We start from the raw sequence: 22483 nt of genomic DNA, 5'->3' as shown, positions 1-22483 counted from the left end.
CGGTGCGTCCGGTCGCTGCCGCGGGTGAGGTTCCGTCAGGCATCGGCCTTCGCCCCCTCCAGACGTGCCAGGAGGTAGCCGGTGAGCGCCGCCGGGGTCGGGTGGCCGAAGACGGCGGCGGGTGCCAGCGCGGTCCCGGTGCGGCCGCCGAGCCGCCGGGACAGCTCGATCGCCAGCAGCGAGTCGAGGCCCAGCTCGAAGAACCCGCGCTGCGCGTCGACCGGCTCGGCCGGGTCCAGTTCGAGCACTTCGGTCAACTGTGCCCGCACCAGGTCCAGTACGGTCCGCTCCCGCTCCTCGGGGCTCTGCCCGTCCAACAGGTCCGTCCATCCGTTCCCGGCGCCCCCGACCGGTTCCGCCGTGCGAGCGGCCGACCGCCGGCGGAGCCGGACCAGTCCGCGCAGCAGCGGCGGCACGGGACGGCCCGCCGCCGGGGCGGCCCATCGTTCGGGCCGGCCGGGCACCGGGAACGGCTCGCCGGAGCGCAGCGCCTCCTCCACCCCGGACAGCGCCACATCCTGGCCGGGCGCGCCGTCGGCCTCGGGGGCGGCCGCGGCGGGCAGCAGCACCGGGGCACAGCCGGCGAGCCCGGCGGCCCGGCGGCGGGCGACGATCGCCCGCGCGAAGCCGTCGGCCGCGGCGTTCGCCGGATGGTGCTCCGGCCCCAGCAGGGCCGCCGCCGACGTGATCACCAGGAACAGGGCGAGGCCGTCGTCGGCGGTGAGGTCGGCGAGGTTCCGCAGCGACTCGGCGCGCGCGGCGATCACCTCGGTGAGCCGGTGCGCGTCCAGTTCCGCGAACCGGGTGTCGTCCGGCAGTCCCGCGGCGTGCACCACGCCGGTGAGCGGGTGGTCGTCCGGGACGCCGTCCAGCAGCCGTCGCAGCGCGTCGCGGTCGCCGGCGTCGCAGGCCCGGACGGTCACCGACGCGCCGAGCGCGGTGAGGTCGGCGGCGAGTGCCCCGGCCTCCTCGGTCCCGGGGCCGCTCCGGCCGGCGAGGACGAGGTGGCGCACCCCGTGCTCGGCGACCAGGTGCCGGGCGACCCGCGATCCGGCCGCGCCGGTGCCGCCGACGATCACGACGGTGCCGTCCGGGTCGACGGCCGGGGCCGCCGCGTCCGTGGGGTCCGGAGCCGCCGCGTCCACCGGTACCAGCCGCGGAACGTACACCCGGCCGTCCCGCACGGCGGCCTGCGGTACGTCCGCGGCCAGGACCCGGCCGAGACGCTCGTCGCCCGGGCTCCCGGGCGAGTCGTCGGCGTCCTCGGGCGGGGTGTCCAGCAGCACGAACCGCCCCGGGTGCTCGGCCTGGATCGCGCAGAACATCTCCCGGACCGCCGCCGCGGCCGGGTCGGGCGCCGCGGGACCGGTGTCCCGGGGACCGGCCGGCACCGCGACGCGGGTGCGCACCACCAGGCGACGGCCCTCCAGGGCCGGTTCGTCCAGCCACGCCTGGGCGACGGCGAGCGCACGACGGCAGGCGTCCCCGGGCTCCCCGCCGGTGCCCACGTCGAACACCACTGCCGTCGCGGTCGGCGGTTCGGCGGTCGGCGGCTCGGCGGCGAGCTCGAGGACGGCGCCGTCGCCGTCGACGGTGACGACCTCGACCGGGGCGCCCTCCCCCGGGGTGTCGAGCGGGACCCATGCGGTCCGCAGCGCACCGCGCCGCCGGCCGGCCGGCGCGGGGGTCGCCGGCCGGGCCGCGACGCCGGCCGCGGTGAGGACCGCGAGGCCCGCGTGGTCGGCCGCTTCCAGAGCGACGCCGTCGCCGGTCCGCCGCAGCCGGACCCGCAGCGCCGAGGCGCCGGACGCGTGCAGCACGACCTGCCGCCAGGCCGACGGGGTGTGGCCCGCGGGGAAGCCCGCCGCGCGGACCGCGGCCTCCAGCAGCAGCGGGTGGACGCCGAAGCGGGCGGCCTCCTCGCGCCGGTCGTCGGACAGGGCGATCTCGGCGTAGGTGTCCTCGCCGCGCCGCCACACCGCTTTCAGGGCCGGCGGCACGGGGGTGCCGGCCGCCGCGGGCAGCGTGTCGAGGCCGACCGGTTCGGCGTCCGCCGGCGGCCAGGGGGCCGGGTCCGGTTCGGGCGCGGCGGCGGTGGTGGGCGACAGCACGCCTTCGGCGTGCAGGGTCCACACCGGGCGGCCGAGGTCCGTCGTCGCGGGCGCCGACCGTACCGTCACCGGACGGCGGCCGGCGGCGTCGGCGCCGTCGACGCGGACCTGCAGCCGCACCGCCTCACCGGGACCCAGCACCAGGGGTGCCCTCGGTTCCAGCTCGTCCAGGTTGCCGCAGTCGACCTCGTCACCGGCACGGACGGCCAGCTCGACCCAGACCGAGCCGGGCACCTCGACCGGCCCGCCCCCGGTGCCGTCGGTGAGCCAGGGTTGGTCGTGCGCCGAGAGCCGCGCGACGGCCGTCAGTCCGCCGGAATCGGGCAGTTCGATCACCGTGGCGAGCAGCGGATGCCCGGTGCGGACCAGACCGAGGGCGCCGGTGTCGGTCGTCGGCGCACCGCGCAGCCAGTAGCGCCGGTGGTCGAACGGATAGGTCGGCAGTGCGTGGCAGAGCTCCCGCCAGTCGGCCGGTTCGGCCGGCACCGTCGTCTCCCAGGAGACCGGCAGCCCGGCGGCGAAGGCCTCCGCGAGGGCCGCCGTCCACCTCTCCCGGCCGCCCTCGTGGCGCCGCAGGGTGGCGAGGACCGGCGTGGTGCGGCCGGTGTCCTGGACGATGTCGAGGAGGGAGGGCACCAGCCCGGGGTGGGCGGAGACCTCGACCACGGCCCGCGCGTCGGCGCTCACGGCGCGGACGGCGGCGTCCAGTTCGACCGGCCGGCGCAGGTTGCGGAACCAGTAGGCGGCGTCCAGGGGCTCGTCGGGTCCGATCCAGCGGCCGTCGACGGTGGAGTAGAACCGGCAGCCCGGGACGAGGCCCCGCGCCGGCCGTTCCCCGATCCCGTCCAGGGCGGCCAGCATCGGCTCCCGGAGTCCGTCGACGAGGAACGAGTGGGAGGCGTAGTCCGCCCGGATCCTGCGGAACCAGATCTGCCGGTCGGTCAGGGCGTCCGCCAGTTCCTCGACGGCGGCGCGCTCGCCGGAGACGGCCACGGTCGCCGGACCGTTCACCGCGCCGATCTCCACCCGGCCGGCGTACTCGGCGAGCATCTCGGTCATCCGGGCGCGGCCCACGCCGACCACGAGCATCGCGCCGGTGGACGGCAGCCGCGCGGCCATGCGGGAGCGCAGCACGATCGCGCGCAGCCCGTCCTCCACCGACAGCAGGCCCGCGACGCACGCCGCGGCGATCTCGCCCTGCGACGCGCCGAGCACCACGTCCGGTGCCACGCCGGCGGACGCCCAGAGCCGGGCCAGGCCGGTCATCATCACGAACGAGGCGGGCTGGATCACGTCCACCCGGGTCAGGTCGTTCTCGCCGCCGAGCGCCTGTTCCAGCGTCCAGTCGAGGTCGTACTCGGCGAGCAGCGCGTCGCACCGCCGCACCCAGTCCCGGAACTCGGGCGAGTGGTCCATCAGTTCGCGGCCCATGCCGACCCAGTGGCCGCCCTGCCCGGGGAAGACGAACACCACCTCGGTGCCCGGTCCGGACGGCCCGCCGACGGGTGCGCGGTCGGTGCCGCCCGCGGCCAGGGCCCGCAGCTCGTCGACGAGTCCGGCGCGGTCGGCCGCGATCACGGTGGCGCGCGCCTCGTGACGCGTCCGCCCGTGGGCCAGGGCGGCGGCCAGCGCCGGCAGGGGTACGGTGCCGCGCTCGGCGAAGTCGGCCAGCCGGGCCGCGAGCGCGGCCAGCCGGGCGGGGTTCGCCGCCGTCAGGACGAACGGCAGGGGGGTGTCCTCGGCGGGGCGCCGCGGCGGCTCGTCCGGGCGCCGCGGCGGCTCCTCGAGGATGAGGTGGGCGTTGGTGCCGCTGAGGCCGAACGCGGACACGCCCGCGCGGCGGGTCCGGCCGGGTCGGGACGGCCACGGCCGGGCGTCGGTCAGCAGCCGGATCGCGCCGCTGGACCAGTCCACCTCGGGGGTGGGGGCGTCCACGTGCAAGGTGGCCGGCAGGGCCTGGTGACGCAGGGCCAGCACCATCTTGATCACGCTCGCCACGCCCGCGGCGGCCTGGGTGTGCCCGATGTTGGACTTCACCGAGCCGAGCCACAGCGGCTGCTCGGGATCGCGGCGGCCGTAGGTGGCCAGCAGCGCCTGGGCCTCGATCGGGTCGCCCAGCCGGGTGCCCGTTCCGTGCGCCTCCACGACGTCCACGTCGGCCGGGGCCACCCCGGCGACCGCGAGGGCGCGCCGGATCACCCGCTGCTGCGCCGGCCCGTTGGGCGCGGTGAGCCCGTTGGAGGCGCCGTCCTGGCTGATCGCGGAGCCGCGCACCACGGCGCTGACGGCGTGTCCGTTGGCGTGGGCGTCGGCCAGGCGCTCCAGCAGCACCACGCCGACGCCCTCGCCGTTGCCGGTGCCGTCGGCCGAGGCGGCGAACGCCTTGCAGCGGCCGTCGGCCGCGAGCCCGCCGTTCTTGGCGAACTCGACGTACGCGCCCGGGGTGGCCATCACGGTGACGCCGCCGACCACGGCCAGCGAGCACTCCCCGTTGCGCAGCGCCTGCATGGCCAGGTGCATCGCGACCAGGGAGGAGGAGCAGGCGGTGTCCACCGACACGGCCGGGCCGGTGAAGCCGTACACGTAGGACACCCGGCCGGAGACCACGGAGACCGCGCCGCCGGTGCCGCGCAGGCCGTCGGACTGCGCGTCGCCGCCGAACATGCCGTAGCCCTGGCCCATCACGCCGACGAACACGCCCACGTCGGTGCCGCGCAGGGCGGCCGGGTCGAGACCGCCGTCCTCCAGCGCCTCCCAGACCACCTCCAGCAGCAGTCGCTGCTGCGGGTCCATCGCCACCGCCTCGCGCGGGGAGATGCCGAAGAAGCCGGCGTCGAACTCCGCGGCGTCGGTCAGGAAGCTGCCGGCCTCCACCGGGAGGGTGGACAGGTCCCAGCCGCGGTCGGTCGGGAACGGCGACCGTCCCTCCCCGCGGCGGACCAGCAGGTCCCAGAAGTCGTCCGCGCCCCGCACCCCGCCCGCCAGCCGGCAGCCGAGTCCCACGACGGCGATGTCCTCGTGCGCTCCGCCGGCCACCGCCGGCGCCGCCCCGGCCGCCTCGGCGGGCGCGGCGGTGCCGGCCAGCTCGTCGCGCAGGAACACGGCCAGCAGGCGGGGGGTCGGGTGGTCGTAGACCAGGGTGGCGGGCAGGGTCAGTCCGGTCGCGGCGGCCAGGCGGTTGCGCAGTTCCACGCCGCCGAGCGAATCCATGCCGACGGCCTGGAAGGCGCTGTCGGGCTCGATGTCGTCGGCGGACCCGTGTCCCAGGACCAGGGCGGCCCGGGAGCGGACCAGGGTCAGCAACCGCGCCTCCCGTTCGGCCGGGGACCGTCCGGTGAGGGCGGCGAGCAGCTCGTCCGCGCCGGCCGTGCCGCCCGCGCGCCGTCGCGTCCTGACGAGCCGGCGCAGCAGCGGCTGGACCGGACCGCCGGAGGCCGCGTCGGCGCGGGCGGCGGCGAGGTCCAGCCGGATGGGCACCAGGTGCGCCTCGCCGCTGTCGAGGGCGGCGTCGAACAGGGCGAGTCCTTCCTCCGGGCGCAGCGGCAGCACGCCGCCGCGGTTCATCCGTGCCCGGTCCGCGGCGTCCAGGTGCCCGGTCATGCCGCCGGCCTGGTCCCACAGGCCCCAGGAGAGGGCCGTGCCCGGCCGGCCGGCCTCGCGGCGCGCCGTCATGAGCGCGTCCACGTAGGCGTTGGCGGCGGAGTAGTTGGCCTGTCCGGCGGAGCCGAGCAGGCCGGCGGCCGAGGAGAACGTCACGAACGCGGCGAGATCGAGGTCCCGGGTCAGCTCGTCCAGGTGCCGCGCGCCCTCGGCCTTCGGACCGAGGACCGCGGCCAGGCGGGCCGGGTCCATCGCGGCGAGCAGTCCGTCGTCGAGGACGCCGGCGGTGTGCACGACGGCCGTGAGCGGGTGGGCGGCCGGGATGCCGGCGAGGAGCGCGGCCACGGCGTCGCGGTCGCGGACGTCGCAGGCGGCCACGGTCACCGTGGCGCCCAGCGCGGACAGTTCGGCCACGAGTTCCCCGGCGCCTTCGGCCGCCGGTCCGCGCCGGCCGGCCAGCAGCAGGTGCCGGACGCCGCGGGAGCGGACCAGGTGACGGGCCACCAGGGCGCCGAGGGATCCGGTGCCGCCGGTGATCAGGACGGTGCCGTCGGGGTCCGTGCCGGGCTGCCCGGCGCTCCGCTCCGCGAGCGGCCCGGCGGGCGCCAGGCGGGGCACCAGGAGGGTCGTGCCGCGCACCGCCAGCTGCGGTTCGCCCGTGGCCAGGGCCGTCGCGACCGCCGCCCCGGTGTCGGCCCCGGCGTCGAGGTCGAGCAGCAGGATCCGGTCCGGCATCTCGGCCTGGGCGGCGCGCACCAGGCCCCAGACGGCGGCCGAGGGGACGTCGGTGACGGTGCTCGTGCCGGCGGGCACGGCGCCGCGGGTCACGACGGCGAGCCGGGCGTCGGCCGGAGCCTCGTGCTGCCAGGCCTGGAGCACCGCGAGCACGTCGGCGAGCAGCGGCTGTGCGTCACGGCCGGCGGTGACCTCGAGCACCGCGGTGGCCGGCGGGTCCTCCTGCGGGCATTCGCCGTGTCCGCTCTCCTGCTCCCGCACGCCGGTCGGCGCGGGTCCGGCAGCCGGGTCGGAGGCCGGTCCGGCGAGCCGCCCGGCGAACGCCGTCACGTCCGCGGGGCCCGCCACCGGAACCGCCGGGGCCGCCGGCCGCTGCCCGGACGGCACCGCGGCCGGTTCCACGGCGGTCCACACGACCCGGTACGCCGCGTCCGCGGCGGCGCCGGCGCCCACGTCCTGGGGCCGGACCGGTGCCGCCGTCCAGGACCGGGCGGACAGGACCGGGGTCCCGGACCCGTCGGTCGCCTCCAGGGTCCACCGGTCGTCGCCGAGCGGGGCCAGCCGGGCGCGCAGGCGGCGCGCGCCGCTCGCGTGCAGCACGACCTCCTCCCACACCGTGGCGGCCGTGGCATCGGCGGTCACCGTCCGGGTCACCGCGTCCAGCAGCGCCGGATCGAGGCCGAACTCCGGAGCGTCCCCCGGTCCGGTGCCGTCGGGGAGCTCGACCTCGGCGTACGTCTCCTCTCCGCGGCGCCACACGCCCAGCAGTGCGGGGCTCTCCTCGGGCGTCCCGGCCGGCTCGGCGCCGGCCGGCGGCCAGGCCCGCGGCTGCGGGTCGGGCGCGGCCGGCGTGCGCGCGGACAGCTCACCGCTCGCGTGCCGGACCCAGGTGCCGGAACCGTCCCGGGCGCCGTGGATCGTGACCGGACGGCGGCCGCGCTCGTCGGCCGCGCCCACGGCGATCTCCACCCGCACCCCGGCGTCCGGCGGCACGACGAGCGGGGTCTCGACGGTGAGGCGCTCCACCGTCCCGCAGCCGGCCTCGTCACCGGCCCGGACGGCCAGGTCCAGGAGCGCCGCGGAGCTCACCACCGTGGCCCCGTGCACCCGGTGGCCGTCCAGCCACGGGTGGGTGGCCGACGACAGGCGGACGGTGCCGACGAGGCCGCCGGTGTCCGGCACGGGGACGACGGCGGACAGCAGCGGGTGGTCGGCGGCCACCTGTCCGAGGCGGGTGGCGTCGGTGCGTCCGCCGGCGGTCTTCACCCAGTAGTGCGTGCGGTCGAAGGCGTACGTCGGCAGTTCGACGGCGGGCGCGGCGGCCGGGAGCAGGGCCCGCCAGTCGGCCGGCACGCCCCGTACGAACAGCTCGGCGAGCGCGCCGATCGCGGTCCGCGCCTCGTCGTGTCCGTCGCGCAGCATCGGCAGGCACACCGGCTCGGCCCCCCTGGCGGCGGCCGTCTGCAGGATCGGCGCGGTCAGCGCCGCGCCGGGCCCGACCTCCACGAACAGCTTTCCGCCCTGGTCGAGCGCGGCGGCGGTGCCGTCGGCGAAGCGCACCGTGCGGCGGACGTGCTCGACCCAGTAGTCGGTGCCGGTCATGTCGCCGTCCTGGTGGGCGACGACGCGGATCCGCGCCGGCTGCCAGGTGACGCCGTCGATCGCCGCGCGGAACTCGTCGAGCATCGGGTCCATCCGGGCGGAGTGGAAGGCGTGGGAGACCTGGAGCCGCTTGACCTTGCGGCCCCGGGCGCGCAGTGCGTCGGCGGCGGCGAGCACCGCGTCCTCGTCGCCGGACAGCACCACCGAGGAGGGCTCGTTCACGGCGGCGAGGTCGACGCCGGAGCCGAGGAAGGGGCGGACCTCGTCCTCGCCGGCGGCCACCGCGGCCATGGCGCCGCCGGCGGGCAGCGCCTGCATGAGCCGGCCGCGGGCGACGACGACGGTCGCCGCGTCGTCCAGCGAGAGCATTCCGGCGACGTGCGCCGCCGTGATCTCGCCGACGGAGTGGCCGAGCAGCAGCCGGGGGCGGACGCCCCACGACTCGGCCAGGCGGAACAGCGCGGTCTCGACGGCGAACAGCGCCGCCTGCGTGTAGAGGGTCTGGTCCAGCAGCGCGGCCTGCGGGCTGTCCGGTTCGGCGAGGACGACGTCCCGCACGGAGGTGCCGGCCACGTCGAGGAGCCGTTCGTCCAGGCGGGCGCAGGCCTCGTCGAAGGCCGCCGCGTACACCGGGAAGCGCGCGTACAGCCCGCGTCCCGTGCCGGGCCGCTGGGAGCCCTGCCCCGGGAACACGAACACCACCGACGCGGCGGCGCCGGCCGCGGCCGTCCCGACGGTGACGCCGGGGACGGACTCGCCCGCGGTGATCGCGCCGAGCCGCTCGACGAGGGTCTCCCGGTCCGCCGCGGCGACGACGGCCCGGTGGGCGAGCAGGGCGCGGCCGTCGAGCAGGGTCCGCGCCGTGCCCGGCAGCGACAGTCCGCCCGCGACGGCGGCGCGCAGCCGTTCCGCCTGGCCCGCCAGGGCGACCGGGGTGTGCGCCGAGACGACGAAGGGCAGTACGGCGTCGGTCGCGTCGTCCGGTGACGCGGACGCGGACGCGTCGGCCGCGGTGCCGGGTCCGCCGGGCGCGGCCGGTTCGGCCGGGGCCTGTTCGAGGATCAGGTGCGCGTTGGTGCCGCTGATGCCGAAGGAGGAGATGCCGGCCCGGCGGGGCCTGCCGGTCTCGGGCCAGGGGCGCTCCCCGGTGAGCAGGGCGACGGTGCCCTCGGACCAGTCGACGTGCGGCGTGGGCTCGTCCACGAAGAGGGTGGCGGGCAGGACGCCATGAGTCAGGGCCCCGACCATCTTGATCACCGAGGTCACGCCGGCCGCGGCCTGGGTGTGGCCGAGGTTGGACTTGACCGATCCCAGCCACAGGGGCCGCTCGGGCGAGCGGTCCTGCCCGTAGGTGGCGATGATCGCCTCGGCCTCGCTCGGATCGCCGAGCGTGGTGCCGGTGCCGTGCGCCTCCAGCGCGTCGACCTCGTCCGGAGCGACCCCGGCGGCGGCCAGCGCCGCGCGGATCACCCGCTGCTGCGACGGGCCGTTCGGCGCGGTGAGGCCGTTGGACGCGCCGTCCTGGTTGACGGCGGAGCCGCGGATCACCGCGAGGACGCGGTGGCCCTTGCGCCGTGCCTCGGACAGCCGCGTCAGGAGGACGACGCCCACGCCCTCGGACAGCACGGTGCCGTCGGCCGCCGCGGCGAAGGCCTTGCACCGGCCGTCCGCGGCCAGTCCGCGGGCACGTGAGAAGCCGGTCACGCCGACCGGGGAGCCCATGACGGCGACGCCGCCGGCGAGGGCCAGTTCGCACTCGCCCTGGCGCAGCGCCTGGGCCGCGAGGTGGATCGCCACGAGGGACGAGGAGCAGGCGGTGTCCACGGTGATGGCCGGGCCCTCCAGCCCGAACACGTAGGACACCCGGCCGGAGGCGACGCTGCCGGCGGTGGCGGTGGTGGTGAAGCCCTCGAGTCCGGCCGGTACGTCGGACAGGGAGCCGAGGTAGTCGTGGATCGACATGCCGGTGTAGACGCCGACGCGTTCGCCGCGCAGCGACGACGGGTCGATGCCCGTGCCCTCCAGCACCTGCCAGGTGGTCTCCAGCAGCAGCCGCTGCTGGGGGTCCATGGCCAGCGCCTCCCGCGGGGAGATCCCGAACAGGGCGGCGTCGAAGTACCCGGCGTCCTGCAGGAATCCGCCCCGCCGCGTGTAGGCCGTGCCGGCGCGGTCGGGGTCGGAGTCGAAGAGGCCGTCGAGGTCCCATCCGCGGTCGTCCGGGAAGGGCGAGATGCCGTCCCGGCCGTCGGCGACCAGTTGCCACAGCTCGGCGGGTGAGGTGACCCCGCCGGGCAGCCGGCACGCCATGCCGACGATCACGACGGGGTCGTCGTCCGTGGCGGCGGCCGTGGTGTCGGCCGGCCCGGCGGGGTGTGCGGGGCGGGCGGGGACGACGGCGTCGGCCGTACCGCCCACCTGTTCGAGCAGGTGCCGGGCGAGCACACGGGGCGTGGGGTAGTCGAAGACGAGCGTGGCGGGCAGCTTGACGGCGGTGGCCGCGGACAGCCGGTTGCGCAGTTCGACGGCGGTCAGCGAGTCGAAGCCGATGTCACCGAACCGTTCGGAGTCCATGGCGGGGTCGGCCTCGCCCAGCCCGAGAACGACCGACACCTCGGTGCGGATGAGGTCGAGCACCAGCTCGGTCCGCTCCTGGTCGGAGAGTCCGGCGAGCCGGCGCACCAGGGCGTCCGCCGTGCCGCCGCCGGCCCGGGCCGTCCGCCGTTGCGGACGCACCAGGGCGCGGAACAGCGGGGGGACGGGCCCCTCCGCGGCCGCCTCGGCGCGGACGGCGCCGAGGTCGAGCCGGATCGGTACGAGGAGCGGGTCTCCCGAGCGGATGCCGAGGTCGAAGAGGGCGAGCGCCTCGGCCGTCGACATCGGGCGGACGCCGCCCCGGCTCATCCGGGTGCGGTCGACCTCGGCGAGCTGTCCCGTCATCCCGGTGGCGGGGCTCCACAGGCCCCAGGCCAGGGACACGGCGGGCAGTCCCGCCGCTCGCCGGGCCGAGACGACCGCGTCGACGTAGGCGTTGGCCGCCGCGTAGTTGCCCTGGCCCGCCGAGCCGAAGACGCTCGCGGCCGAGGAGAACGCGGCGAAGACCTGGGGCGGGCGCTCGCGGGTCAGCTCGTCCAGCAGGCGCAGCGCGTCCGCCTTCGGCGCGAACACGCCGGCCATGCGGTCCGGGTCCAGGCCGGCGACGACACTGTCGTCCAGGACGCCGGCGGCGTGGACGACGCCGGTCAGCGGGTGCTCCGGCGGGACGGCGGCGAGCAGCTCGGCGAGCGCGTCGCGGTCCGACACGTCGCACGGGGCGACGACGACGGACGCGCCCTGTCCGGTCAGTTCCTCCACGAGTTCGGTCACGCCCTCAGCGGCCGGGCCGCGCCGGCTCGCCAGCACCAGTCGGCGCACCCCGTGCTCGTTCACCAGGTGCCGGGCGAGCAGCGCGCCGAGGACTCCGGTGCCGCCGGTGATCAGCACGGTGCCGTCCTCGGCGAACTCCCCCGGCGTGTCGGCTCCGGTGAGCCGGGCGCGGCCGAGTCGCGGGGCGAGCACGGCGTCGCCGCGCACGGCGGTCTGCGGTTCGCCGGTCGCGAGGGCCGCCGCGACCGCCCGGTCCCGGTCGGCGCCGGACTCGACGTCGACCAGGACGAACCGGCCGGGGTTCTCGGCCTGCGCCGCGCGCAGCAGTCCCCACACCGCGGCGCCGTCCGGGTCGGTGACCGGGCCGGGCGCCGGTACCGCGCCCCGGGTCGCCACGACCAGCGGCACCGCGGCGAGGGCCGGCTCCTCCAGCCAGGCCTGGAGCACTCCGAGCACCCGGCCCAGCAAGGGCAGCGGGCCGTCCCCGGTGTCGGGACCGGCGTCGGCGTCGGGACCGGCGTCGGCGTCGGGACCGGCGTCGGCGTCGGGACCGGCGTCGGCGTCGGGACCGGCGCCGGCGTCGGGACCGGCGCCGGTGTGCGCGGTGAGGTCGAGGACGGCGAGGTCGGGCACCGGATCGCCCAGGTCCTCGGCGAGGGCGATCCGCGCCACGTCGCCGGAGGTGGCGACGAGGGCCCGGTGGCCCGCCGGCTGCCCGGACACCTGCGGCACGCGCTCCCAGTCGAGCTGCCACAGCGTGTCGGGGGCCTGGCGGGCGGGTTCCGCACCCAGGTCGGAGATGGGCAGGGAGACCAGGGACTGCATGGTCAGGACCGGCGAGCCGGTCTCGTCCGCGGCGTCGAAGGACAGCGCGTCCGGGCCGCACGGCGCGATCCTGACACGCAGGGCGCCCGCGCCCGCCGCGTGCAGCCGGACGCCGTTCCAGGCGAAGGGCAGGACGTTGCGGTCGTCGTCGCGCCGGTGGAAGGCGTTCGCGTGCAGCGCGGCGTCCAGGAGCGCGGGATGGATGCCGAACTTCTCGACGTCCTCGCGGTGTTCGGCGGGCAGGACGGCTTCGGCGAAGATCTCCTCGCCGCGCCGCCAGACCGCGGTCAGTCCGGCGAAGGCCGGCCCGTAGTCGTATCCGCGGTCGGCGAGGCCGGCGTAGAAGTCGTCGGTGTCCTGCGGCTGCGCGCCGGGCGGCGGCCACTGGCCGAAGTCGAACCCGCTGCCGTCGGTGTCGGCCTGGGAGCCGGCCAGCGTGCCCGCCGCGTGGCGGGTCCAGCTCTCCCCGTCCCGGGAGCTGTACACCCCGACTGGGCGGCGTCCCGTCGCGTCCGTGCCGCCGACCGCGACCTGGACCCGGACGGCGCCCTCGGCGGGGAGCACGAGGGGGGCCTCGATCACGAGTTCGTCGAGGACCCCGTGGCCGAACTGGTCGCCGGCCCGGATGGCCAGGTCGACGTAGGCGGTTCCGGGCACCAGCACCCTGTTCTGGATGCGGTGGCCGGCCAGCCAGGGATGGGTGGCGAGTGACAGCCGCGAGGTGAAGACCAGGCCGTCGGTCTGGGGCAGTTCCACCACCGCGCCGAGGAGCGGGTGGTCGCTGGTCGCCTGGCCCAGCGACTCGGCGCCGCCCCCGGTGCCGGGCATGCTGATCCAGTACCGCTGGTGGTCGAACGGGTAGGTGGGCAGTTCCACCGGGGCGGGCCCGTGTCCGGGGAGGGCCGTGCTCCAGTCGACCGGCACGCCGCGCACGAACACCTCGGCCATCGAGGCGAGCAACCGGTCCGTGCCGCCCTCGTCCCGGCGCGTCGAGCCGACCGCGAGGACGTCCGCGTCCAGTTCCTCGGCGATGTCGACGACGGCCGGCACCAGGACGGGGTGCGCCCCCAGTTCGACGAAGACGCGGTGGTCCTGGGCGATCAGGTCCCGGACGGCCGGATCGAACAGGACGGTCCGGCGCAGATTGCGGTACCAGTAGTCGGCGTCGAGCCGGTCGTCCTCGCCGAGCCAGCGGCCCTCGACGGTGGAGTAGAGGGGGACGCGCGGCGCCGCCGACGACAGCCCGCCGAGGTCGTTCTCCAGGGTGGACCGGATGCTCTCGACGTAGTGGCTGTGCGAGGCGTAGTCGACGGGGATCCGGCGGAACCGGAAGCCCTGCGCGGCCGCGTGCGCGGTGAGTTCGTCCAGGGCGGCGCCCTCGCCGGCCACGACGACCGTGGACGGCCCGTTGACCGCGGCGACCTGGAGACGCTCGGCCCACAGTTCGATCAGTGCGCGCACCTCGTCCACCGGCAGCCCGACGGAGGCCATCCCGCCGCCGCGCGGCAGCACCTCGGCGATGGCCTGGCTGCGCAGGGTGACGACTCGGGCGGCGTCGGCGAGGGACAGCGCACCGGCCACGCAGGCCGCCGCGATCTCGCCCTGGGAGTGGCCGATCACCGCGTCCGGGACGACTCCCGCGGACTTCCAGACCTCGGCCAGGGCGACCATCACCGCGAAGCACACGGGCTGGACGACGTCGACGCGCTCCAGTTCGGTGCCGTCGCCGCGGAGCACGTCGGTCAGCGACCAGTCGACCCACGGCTCGAACGCCTCCTGGCACTCGGCCACCCGGGCGGCGAAGACCGGGGAGGTGTCGAGCAGTTCACGCCCCATGCCCGCCCACTGGGTGCCCTGTCCCGGGAAGACGAAGACGGTCTTCCCCGGCCCGGCCTGGCCGGCGACACCGGTGACCACGCCGGTGCCGGTGCGGCGTTCGGCGAGCAGCGCGAGCCCGGCACGCACCTCGTCCCGGGTGCGCGCGAGCAGTACGGCCCGGTGGCTCATCAGCGCGCGACCGGTCACCAGGGCGGAGGCGAGGTCACCGAGGGCGACGCCGTCGTCGACGGGGCCGCCGAGCAGCCGGGCCTGGTTGGCCAGCGCCGTCGGGGTGCGGGCCGAGACGATGAACGGAAGCTTTCGCTCCGGTTCCTGCTCCGGCCCTTGCTCCTGATCCTGCTCCGTCGGGGCGGGGGCGGGGGCCTCGGCGGCCGGGGGGCGGGGAGCCTCCTCCAGGAGCATGTGGACGTTGGTCCCGCTCGCGCCGAACGAGGAGACGCCGCACCGGCGCGGCCGGCCGCTCTCCGGCCACTCGCGCCCCTCGGTGAGCAGCTCGACGGTCCTGGAGGACCAGTCGACCTGCGGGGTCGGGGCGTCCACGTGCAGGGTCGCCGGCAGGTAGCGGTGGCGCAGCGCGAGCACGCTCTTGATGACGGCGGCCACGCCGGAGGCGGCCTGGGTGTGGCCCAGGACCGACTTGACCGAGCCGAGGAGCAGGGGCCGTTTCGGGTCGCGGCCCTGCCCGTAGGTGGCGATGAGCGCCTGCGCCTCGATCGGGTCGCCCAGGGTGGTCCCGGTGCCGTGCGCCTCGACGGCGTCGATGTCGTCGGTGGACAGGCCCGCGGCCGCCAGCGCGCTGCGGATGACGCGTTGTTGCGAGGGCCCGTTCGGGGCGGTCAGCCCGTTGGAGGCGCCGTCGGAGTTCACGGCCGAGCCGCGGATCACGGCGAGGACCCGGTGTCCGTTGCGTTCCGCGTCGGAGAGGCGTTCCAGCAGGACGACGCCGACGCCCTCGGCCCAGCTGCTGCCGTCCGCGGCGGCGGCGAAGGACTTGCACCGTCCGTCGAAGGCGAGGCCGCGCTGGCGCGCGAACCCGACGAAGCCGCCCGGGGTGGCCATCACGGTGGCCCCGCCGGCCAGGGCCAGCGAGCACTCGCCGCGGCGCAGCGCCTGGGTCGCCAGGTGGATGGCGACCAGCGACGAGGAGCACATGGTGTCGACGGTGACGGCCGGGCCCTCCAGGCCGAAGCAGTAGGCCACCCGGCCGGAGGCGATGCCGCCGGCGCTGCCGAGCGCGCGCTCCAGGCTGAGGAAGTCCTCCGCCCCGGGGAGGTCGGGGGCGTAGTCCTGGTGCACGATGCCGGCGTAGACCCCGGTGTCGGAGCCGCGCAGGCTCTGCGGGTCGATCCCCGACCGCTCCAGGGTCTCCCAGCACACCTCGAGCAGTTGCCGCTGCTGGGGGTCCATCGCGACGGCCTCCTGCGGGGAGATCCCGAAGAAGCGCGCGTCGAACCGGGCCGCGTCGTGGAGGAAGGCACCCTGGTTCACGTAGGTCGTGCCGGGGTTGTCCGGGTCGGGGTGGTAGAGCCCTTCGAGGTCCCAGCCGCGGTCGTCGGGGAACGGCGTGTACACGTCCGCGCCCTCGGACACGACCTTCCAGAAGTCCTCCGGACCGGTGATCCCGCCCGCGAAGCGGCAGCCGATCGACACGACGGCGATCGGCTCGGAGCCGGCGGCGAGCAGCTGGGAGTTCTTCTGCCGGAGGCGTGCGGTCTCCTTGACCGATGCGCGCAGAGCCTTGACGAGATCCTGTTCCGGCGTGCTCAAGTCCGTCCTCCAGCTTGTCGAATCGAACGCGTCGGGGCGTGGGTGCGGTGCACGTCGAGCGACGGCGCCCCGTGCCGCCGGTGCCGCGGATGCGGCGGGCCGGCCGGAGTCCCCGGCCGGCGGGGACGGTCACCGCCGCCCCGGAAGGGAGCGGGCCGGTGTGCGGGCGCGGCCCGCGTCGCGGCGGCCGGGCCGCTACGGCGCCGGCCGCGCCGTGCGGGGGCCGGCCACGACCGTGACCGGCAGGTGCACCGGTCCGAAGAACAGCACGGACGGCCGCCACCGCGGCGCCCCGGCGGGGCGCAGTGCCGGTGCCCGGTGCAGCGCCCCGCACACGGCTTCGACCAGCAGCTTCGCCAGGGCCGCGCCGAGGCAGAAGTGGATTCCGGAGCCGAAGGCCAGCGAGGCGGTCTCGGGGCGTCCGACGTCGAACTCCTCCGGGTGGCCGAACGCCTCCGGGTCGCGGTTGGCCCCGGCCAGCAGGAGCACCACGACCGAGCCCGCGGCGATCGGCACCCCGCGGATCTCGGTGTCGCGCGTCGCGTAGCGGCGGGTGATGTGGTAGCCGCCGCAGTAGCGGAACGCCTCGGCGGCCGCCCGTTCGGCCAGGGCAGGGTCGGCCGAGAGCCGCTCCAGCCGGCCGGGTTCGGCCAGCAGGGTGTGCATGAGGTTGCCGAGGGTGTCGCTCAGGGTGGTCAGGCCGGCCCCGAAGACCGGGAGCACCGCGAGCGCCAGCTCACGGTCGGTCAGCCGTTCCGGATCGTCCGCCTGCTCCACCAGGCAGGCGCTGACGAGGTCGTCGCCGGGCTCGGCACGCTTGCGGGCGATCAATTCGGTGAAGAAGGAGGCGAGTTCGTCCGCCGCTTCGTCCGCCCGGCTGCTCATGGCCGCCCTGGCCGCCTCGTCGGCGGCCGGGTCGGGGGCCGGGACCGCCTCGTTCAGCAGCGTCCAGCAGCGGTGGTGTTCGCTCGCGGGGATGCCGAGCAGGCCTCCGAGCACCGCCAGGCTCAGCGGGACGGAGACGAGTTCCTGGAAGTCGGCGGCCCGGCCGGGCGGGACGGCGGCGAGCCGGTCGAGCGCGCGCAGCACCTCCTTCTCCGCCACCGGGCGCAGCGCCTGCAGCCGGCGGGCGGTGAACCCCCGCGACAGCTGCCGCCGCAGCCGGGTGTGGTCCGGCGGGTTGCGGAAGAACAGCGACGACAGGAACTGCTCCTGGCCCGGTGACGGCCGCCATCCGGGGATGTTGGCCGCCATCCAGTCCGTGTCGACGACCCGGAAGGTCTCCTGGTCGCCCAGGACCTGCCGGCAGTCCGCGTACCGCGACAGGAGCGTCGTGCCCGTCCGTTCGCTGCGGTGGACGTCGGCGAGTTCGCGGAGTCGGAGGTAGTGGGCGAACGGGTCGTCGCTCGTGCCCGGCGCCAGTGCGAACCGCACCAGCTCCTCGATGTCCTGCCCGGTCGTCATGGCGCTCCCCTCGTCGGTGTCGGTGGACCGCGGCCCGGTCCTCAGGCCGTGCGCCGCGCGATCCAGAGACCGTCGCGCACCGGCAGGATCACGCCGTCGAAGTCGGGGTCCTCGGCGAGCGCCTTGTTCATGTTCCGCACGCCGACCAGCTCGTTGGAGGGCTCGGCCGCCTCCCCGTCGACGACGCCGCCGCCGCAGAAGGCGTTGTCGATCATGAAGAGGCCGTTCACCTCGAGATGCGCCTTCGACAGCTTGAGCAGCTCGGTGGCGAGCGAGGGGTCGCTGCCGAAGTACCGGTGCTTCATGATGTCCTGGAAGATCAGGTCGTAGGCACCGAGCCGCGGGATCAGCTCGAAGGCGTCGCCGACGAGGATCTCCACCCGGTCGGCCATGCCCGCGCGGTCGATGAAGTCCGCGGCGCGTGCCGCCCGTTCGGGGTCGATCTCGATGCTGGTGACCTTGCCGCCCTCGGGCAGCGCGTACGCCAGCCACAGGGCCGAGTAGCCGATCGCGGTGCCGATGTCGAGCACGCGCGTCACGGCGTCGCCGCGCAGTGCGGTGAGCGTCCGGACGATCGCGCCCTCGAGCCGCCCGATGACGGGGATGCCCTCGTCCCTGGCGACCTTCTCCATCTCCAGCATGACGGTGTTCAGCCGCTCGGGCAGCGGCGCCTGGCGGACCAGGGCGGTGGCGAAGACCTCCCGCCGGTCGGTGCTGTCCTGCGGGACGATGGGCAGGGATGTGTTGATCACGAATGTATTCCGTTCTGCTGGGTCAGGTCGCCGGTCGCGGTGAGCGAAGCCGGCCGCAGGTCACGCCAGTTCTGCTCGACGTACAGGAGACAGTCGGTGCGGGCGGCGGGTCCGGAGACGGCCTGCCAGCCGCCGGGTACGGCGAGGTACGCCGGCCACAGGGAGCACTGCCGCTCCGCGTTGCGCAACACCAGGTAGTCCGCGTCGTCGTCTTCGAACACAGGGGACACGCCGTGCTCCTCGGTCATGGGGACAGACCCGCCGGATCGGCTTCGAACGCGACGGGCAGGGTGTTCATGCCGTGCAGGACGCTGGAGTAGATCCAGGTCTCCGGCGCGGTCTGCCGTACGCCGGACACCGTCCGGCGCAGGCTGTCGAGCACCGCCTCGATCTCCACCCGGGCGAGGTAGTGACCGAGGCAGTAGTGCGCGCCGAACGCGAAGGTCAGGTGCTTGTTCGGCGTGCGGGTGAGGTCGAAGCGGTCCGGGTCGGGGAAGGCGTCGCCGTCCCGGTTGGCCGAGGCGATCCAGGCGCTGACGATCTCGCCCGCGCGGATCACCTCTCCGTTCACCTCGACGTCGGCGGTGGCCGTCCGGCCGCCGTGCAGCGAGGGCACGGTCCAGCGCAGGACCTCGTCGGCGGCCGTCTGCAGGTTCAGCGCCCCGCTCCTGAGCGCGTCCCACTGCTCCGGGTTCTCGATCAGGGCCAGCAGCCCTCCGGAGATGGCGTGCCGGCCGGTCTCGTCGCCGCCGATCATCAGGCCGTAGCAGTTGGCCATCAGCTCGGCGTCGCTGAGCGGCTCCCCGTCGATGCGGCAGTTGGCGAGGAGGCTCACCACGTCGTTGCCGTCACCGCCGCGCCGGGTGCGCGCCAGGTCGGCGAAGTAGAGCAGGATCTCGCTCTTGGCGGTCCAGGAGTCCTCCGGCGGGGCGTCCGCGTGCTCGGAACTCCAGGCGTGCGAGGTGAGGCCGAGCAGGTACTGCCGGTCGGAGCGCGGCACGTCGAGCAGGTCGCACACCGCGCCGAGCGGGATGTTCGCGGAGACGTCCCGGACGAAGTCGCACTCGCCCTTGGCGACCGCCGCCGTCATGAGGTCGTCCACCGTGCGGCGGACGCCGTCCTGGATGGCGGCGAGCACCCGCGGGGAGAACGCCCTCGTCAGGATCGTGCGGATCTGCTGGTGGCGTAGTCCGTCGGTCACCGCGAGCATCGTCCCGGCGGCCGCGTCCCCTCCGGTGAGCAGGGTCGGCAGGCCGTTGCCGCGCTCGGTGGTGAACTCCCGGCTGCGGTAGACCTCCACCGCGTCGGCGTACCGGGTGATCACCCGGAACTCCGGCTGCGGGCCGCGCGCGGGCTGGCGGTGGAAGGGGCGCTCGGCCCGCAGCCTGCGCCACACCTCGGTCAGGTCGTGCTCGGCGTGCAACCGGGGGTCGGCGAAGTCGAGTTCGTCCAGTTCGTCGGGGGGGACCAGGGGCAGCGACGTCATCGGGCGCCGCCCTGGGTGGGGGTGGCGACCGCGGCGAGCGCGCGGACCGTCGGGTTGTTGATGATCTCCTTGGGCGAGACGGCGAAACCGGCGGCGCGGGCCCGCTGGATCACGCTGATGGCGAGCATGCTGTCGCCTCCGAGGGCGAAGAAGTTGCCGTCGACGTCCACCGGGGCGACCCCGAGCAGTTCCCCGAAGATCGTGCAGAACACTTCCTCCGCCGGGGTGCGCGGCGCCCTGCCGCCGCCGGCCGGCGCCACGGCCGGGGGCTCCGGGAGCGCCGGCCGGTCGAGCTTGCCGCCCGGGGTGACCGGGAAGGCGTCCAGCACGACGACGGCGGCGGGCACCATGTGGTCGGGCAGGAACCGGGAGGCGTGCTCCCGCACCCCGGTCACGTCGACCGTCGCTCCGTCCCGCGGGGTGACGTACCCGACGAGCACGTCGCGCTCCCCGTCCCCGCCGCGCACCGCGGCCGCCGCGTGCAGGACGCCCGGGCAGCCGGCCAGGACCGTCTCGACCTCGCCGAGTTCGATCCGGAAGCCGCGCAGCTTGACCTGGTCGTCGACACGGCCGTGGAAGGCCAGGGTGCCGTCCGGCTGCCAGGAGACCAGGTCGCCGGTGCGGTACATGCGGGAGCCGGACGGGCCGAACGGGTCGGCCACGAACCGCTCCGCGGTGAGCCCGGGACGTCCGAGGTATCCCCGCGCCAGCCCGTCGCCCGCCACGTACAGCTCGCCGGGCACGCCCGGCGGCAGCGGTTGGAGTCCCTTGCCGAGCACGTAGACCGAGGCGCCGGCGATCGGCCGCCCGATGGAGGGCGTCCCGGCGCCGCTCAGCGGTTCGCTGCAGGTGGCGCAGACGGTGACCTCGGTCGGGCCGTACGCGTTGACCATCCGGCGCCCCGGCGACCAGCGCGCGACCAGGTCGGCCGGGCAGGCCTCCCCCGCGGTCATCAGGCCCCTGACCCCGGCCAGTCGCCGCGGCTCCACGCTCGCGGCCGCCACCGGCGGCAGCAGCAGACGCGTCACGTCGTGCTCGGTGATCACCTCGGCCAGGGCGTCGCCGGCGAGCGGGACGTCCGGCGGTACGACCAGCGCGGCACCCGCGTGGTGGGCGCCGAGCAGTTCCGCGACGAACGCGTCGAAGCTCGGCGAGGCGAACTGCAGCAGCCTGCTGTCGCCGTCCAGCCCCATGCCCTCGGCCATGGTGGCGGCCAGACCGGCGAGCCCCGCGTGGGACACGGCGACGCCCTTGGGCCGTCCCGTGGTGCCGGAGGTGTAGATGACGTAGGCGACTTCGGCCTGCGCGGGGACGGGGTACGGGTGCTCCGCCGCGTCCGCCGCGTCCGCCGCGTCCGTCCCGGCGGGCCCGCGCACGGTGTCCCGTACCTCGGGCCGGTCCAGGAGCAGGGCTCCCGGCAGGTCCGCGAGAGGGGTGGTGGAGTGCGTGCAGACGAACGACGGCGCGGCGTCCTCCAGCATGAACGCGACCCGCTCGGCGGGATAGCCGGGGTCGACGGGCACGAACGCGGCTCCGGTGCGGGCCACCGCCAGTACGGCGACGACGAGGTCGACCGAACGGGGCAGCGCCAGCGCCACCAGTCGTCCGGGTTCCGCGCCGCGGTCGGCGAGGAGCCGGGCGAGGCGGTCCGCGCGCCGGCCGAGTTCGGCGAAGGAGACGGTCTCGGCCGCCGACACCAGCGCGGTCGCGTCCGGGGTGCGGACGACCGGGCGGTGCAGCAGTTCGAAGAGCGTGCGGGGCGGTGCCGCGGTGCCGGTGTCGTTCCACTCCGAGAGCGTGCGCCGCCGCTCCGCCGGAGACAGCAGGTCCACCCCGCCGACGCGCTGGGCCGGGTCCTTCTCCACGGCGGCGAACAGCCGGGTCAGCACCTCCAGCATCCGTTCAACGTCGGCGCGCTCCAGCAGGTCCGGCCGGAAGTCCAGGTCCAGCCGCAGCCGCTCGCCCGTCCCCTGGACCCGGAAGGCCAGGGCTCCGGGCGCCTGCGGCCGTTGCTCCACGGCCGCCACCCGGACGTCGGCGGCCGACGCCGGCTCGCCGCAGTCGACCGACACCAGCGTGTCGAAGATGCCGTCGACCGCGCGCGGCGCCAGGACGCCGGTGAGCCGGGCCTGTTCGGCGGCCAGCCGGAAGAACACGTCGAGCAGCGTGTCCCGCGCGGGGGCCCGCACCACCACCGGCCTCGGTTCGGCCAGGCGGCCGGCCATGATGTCGATGCCGAGGAAGCGCGGCCGGGCCGCGACCCCGAACACGACGTCGTCCCGGCCGGTCAGCCAGCCCAGCAGGACGCCGAACACGCCCTGTGCGACCGTCTCGAACGCCAGCCCGTGGTCGTGGGCCATCCGCAGCAGACCACCGCCGACGTCCGCGGGCAGCTGGGCGGAGATCCGCTCGACCGGGCCCGGCCGCGCGAGGGGCGTCCGGCCGCCCACCAGGGTGGGTTCGGCCCCGGCGAGGTGGGTCGACCACACCAGGTCGGCCGCCTCGCGGTCCTGGACGGCCAGCCAGCCGGCGTAGTCGGCCTGGCTCGGCACCCGCGGCAGGTCGCCGTTCCTTCCGCCGTACACGGTGAGCAGTTCGTCGACGAGCACGCGGTGCGACTGCGCGTCGACGGCCGACGGGGCGCTGCTCAGCCGGAGCCGGTGCCGTTCGGGGCCCAGGCGGGTGAGCAGCAGCCGCAGCGGGATCGCAGGGTCCTGGTCCTCCTCGGCGTCGATCCGGTCCAGTTCGGCGTCGCGCCGGGGCCCGTCCACGGTGCCGAGGTCGACGTCGCGCCAGGGCAGTTCCGCGTCCGGCGCCGACCGCAGGTGGGGGTGGCGCCGGGCCAGTTCGGCGGCGGCCCGTCGCAGCGCGGCCCCGTCCAGGGGACCGTCGACGTCGACCAGGGTGACCACGCGGGCGGGGAGTGTCGCTCGCACCAT

Annotated in this window: 5 protein-coding genes and 1 pseudogene; all 6 read right to left on the bottom strand. The window is 76.1% G+C overall.

Features of this window, described 5'->3' with window-relative positions; all coding sequences use genetic code 11:
* Positions 1 to 35: 35 nt before the first annotated feature.
* Positions 36 to 15836, bottom strand: a pseudogene (locus tag ACZ5FU_RS30600) (SDR family NAD(P)-dependent oxidoreductase); the annotation flags it as partial.
* Between the two features lie 201 nt (positions 15837 to 16037).
* Positions 16038 to 17306 carry a cytochrome P450 gene (locus ACZ5FU_RS30595; protein WP_451525854.1) on the bottom strand — a complete coding sequence of 423 codons (1269 nt, stop codon included), beginning with the start codon at positions 17304 to 17306 and terminating at the stop codon, positions 16038 to 16040.
* Between the two features lie 41 nt (positions 17307 to 17347).
* The gene (locus tag ACZ5FU_RS30590; RefSeq protein WP_451525853.1) at positions 17348 to 18058 is read right to left on the bottom strand and encodes an O-methyltransferase; all 711 of its coding nucleotides are present in this window, start codon (positions 18056 to 18058) and stop codon (positions 17348 to 17350) included.
* Positions 18055 to 18306 (bottom strand): MbtH family protein, encoded by a 252-nt coding sequence (locus ACZ5FU_RS30585; protein WP_469047480.1) that lies wholly within the window; start codon positions 18304 to 18306, stop codon positions 18055 to 18057. Before ACZ5FU_RS30585 ends, ACZ5FU_RS30590 begins: the two co-directional genes overlap by 4 nt.
* Complete coding sequence (locus ACZ5FU_RS30580) at positions 18303 to 19544, bottom strand: cytochrome P450 (RefSeq protein ID WP_451525851.1); 1242 nt, start codon at positions 19542 to 19544, stop codon at positions 18303 to 18305. Before ACZ5FU_RS30580 ends, ACZ5FU_RS30585 begins: the two co-directional genes overlap by 4 nt.
* The gene (locus ACZ5FU_RS30575; protein WP_451779229.1) at positions 19541 to 22483 is read right to left on the bottom strand and encodes a non-ribosomal peptide synthetase; all 2943 of its coding nucleotides are present in this window, start codon (positions 22481 to 22483) and stop codon (positions 19541 to 19543) included. The genes ACZ5FU_RS30580 and ACZ5FU_RS30575 overlap by 4 nt, the downstream gene beginning before the upstream one ends.

It is taken from the genome of Streptomyces sp. NPDC031554 (assembly GCF_055580685.1).
The sequence above is the reverse complement of the archived record's forward strand: the minus strand, read 5'-3'. Positions and strand labels throughout refer to the sequence as shown.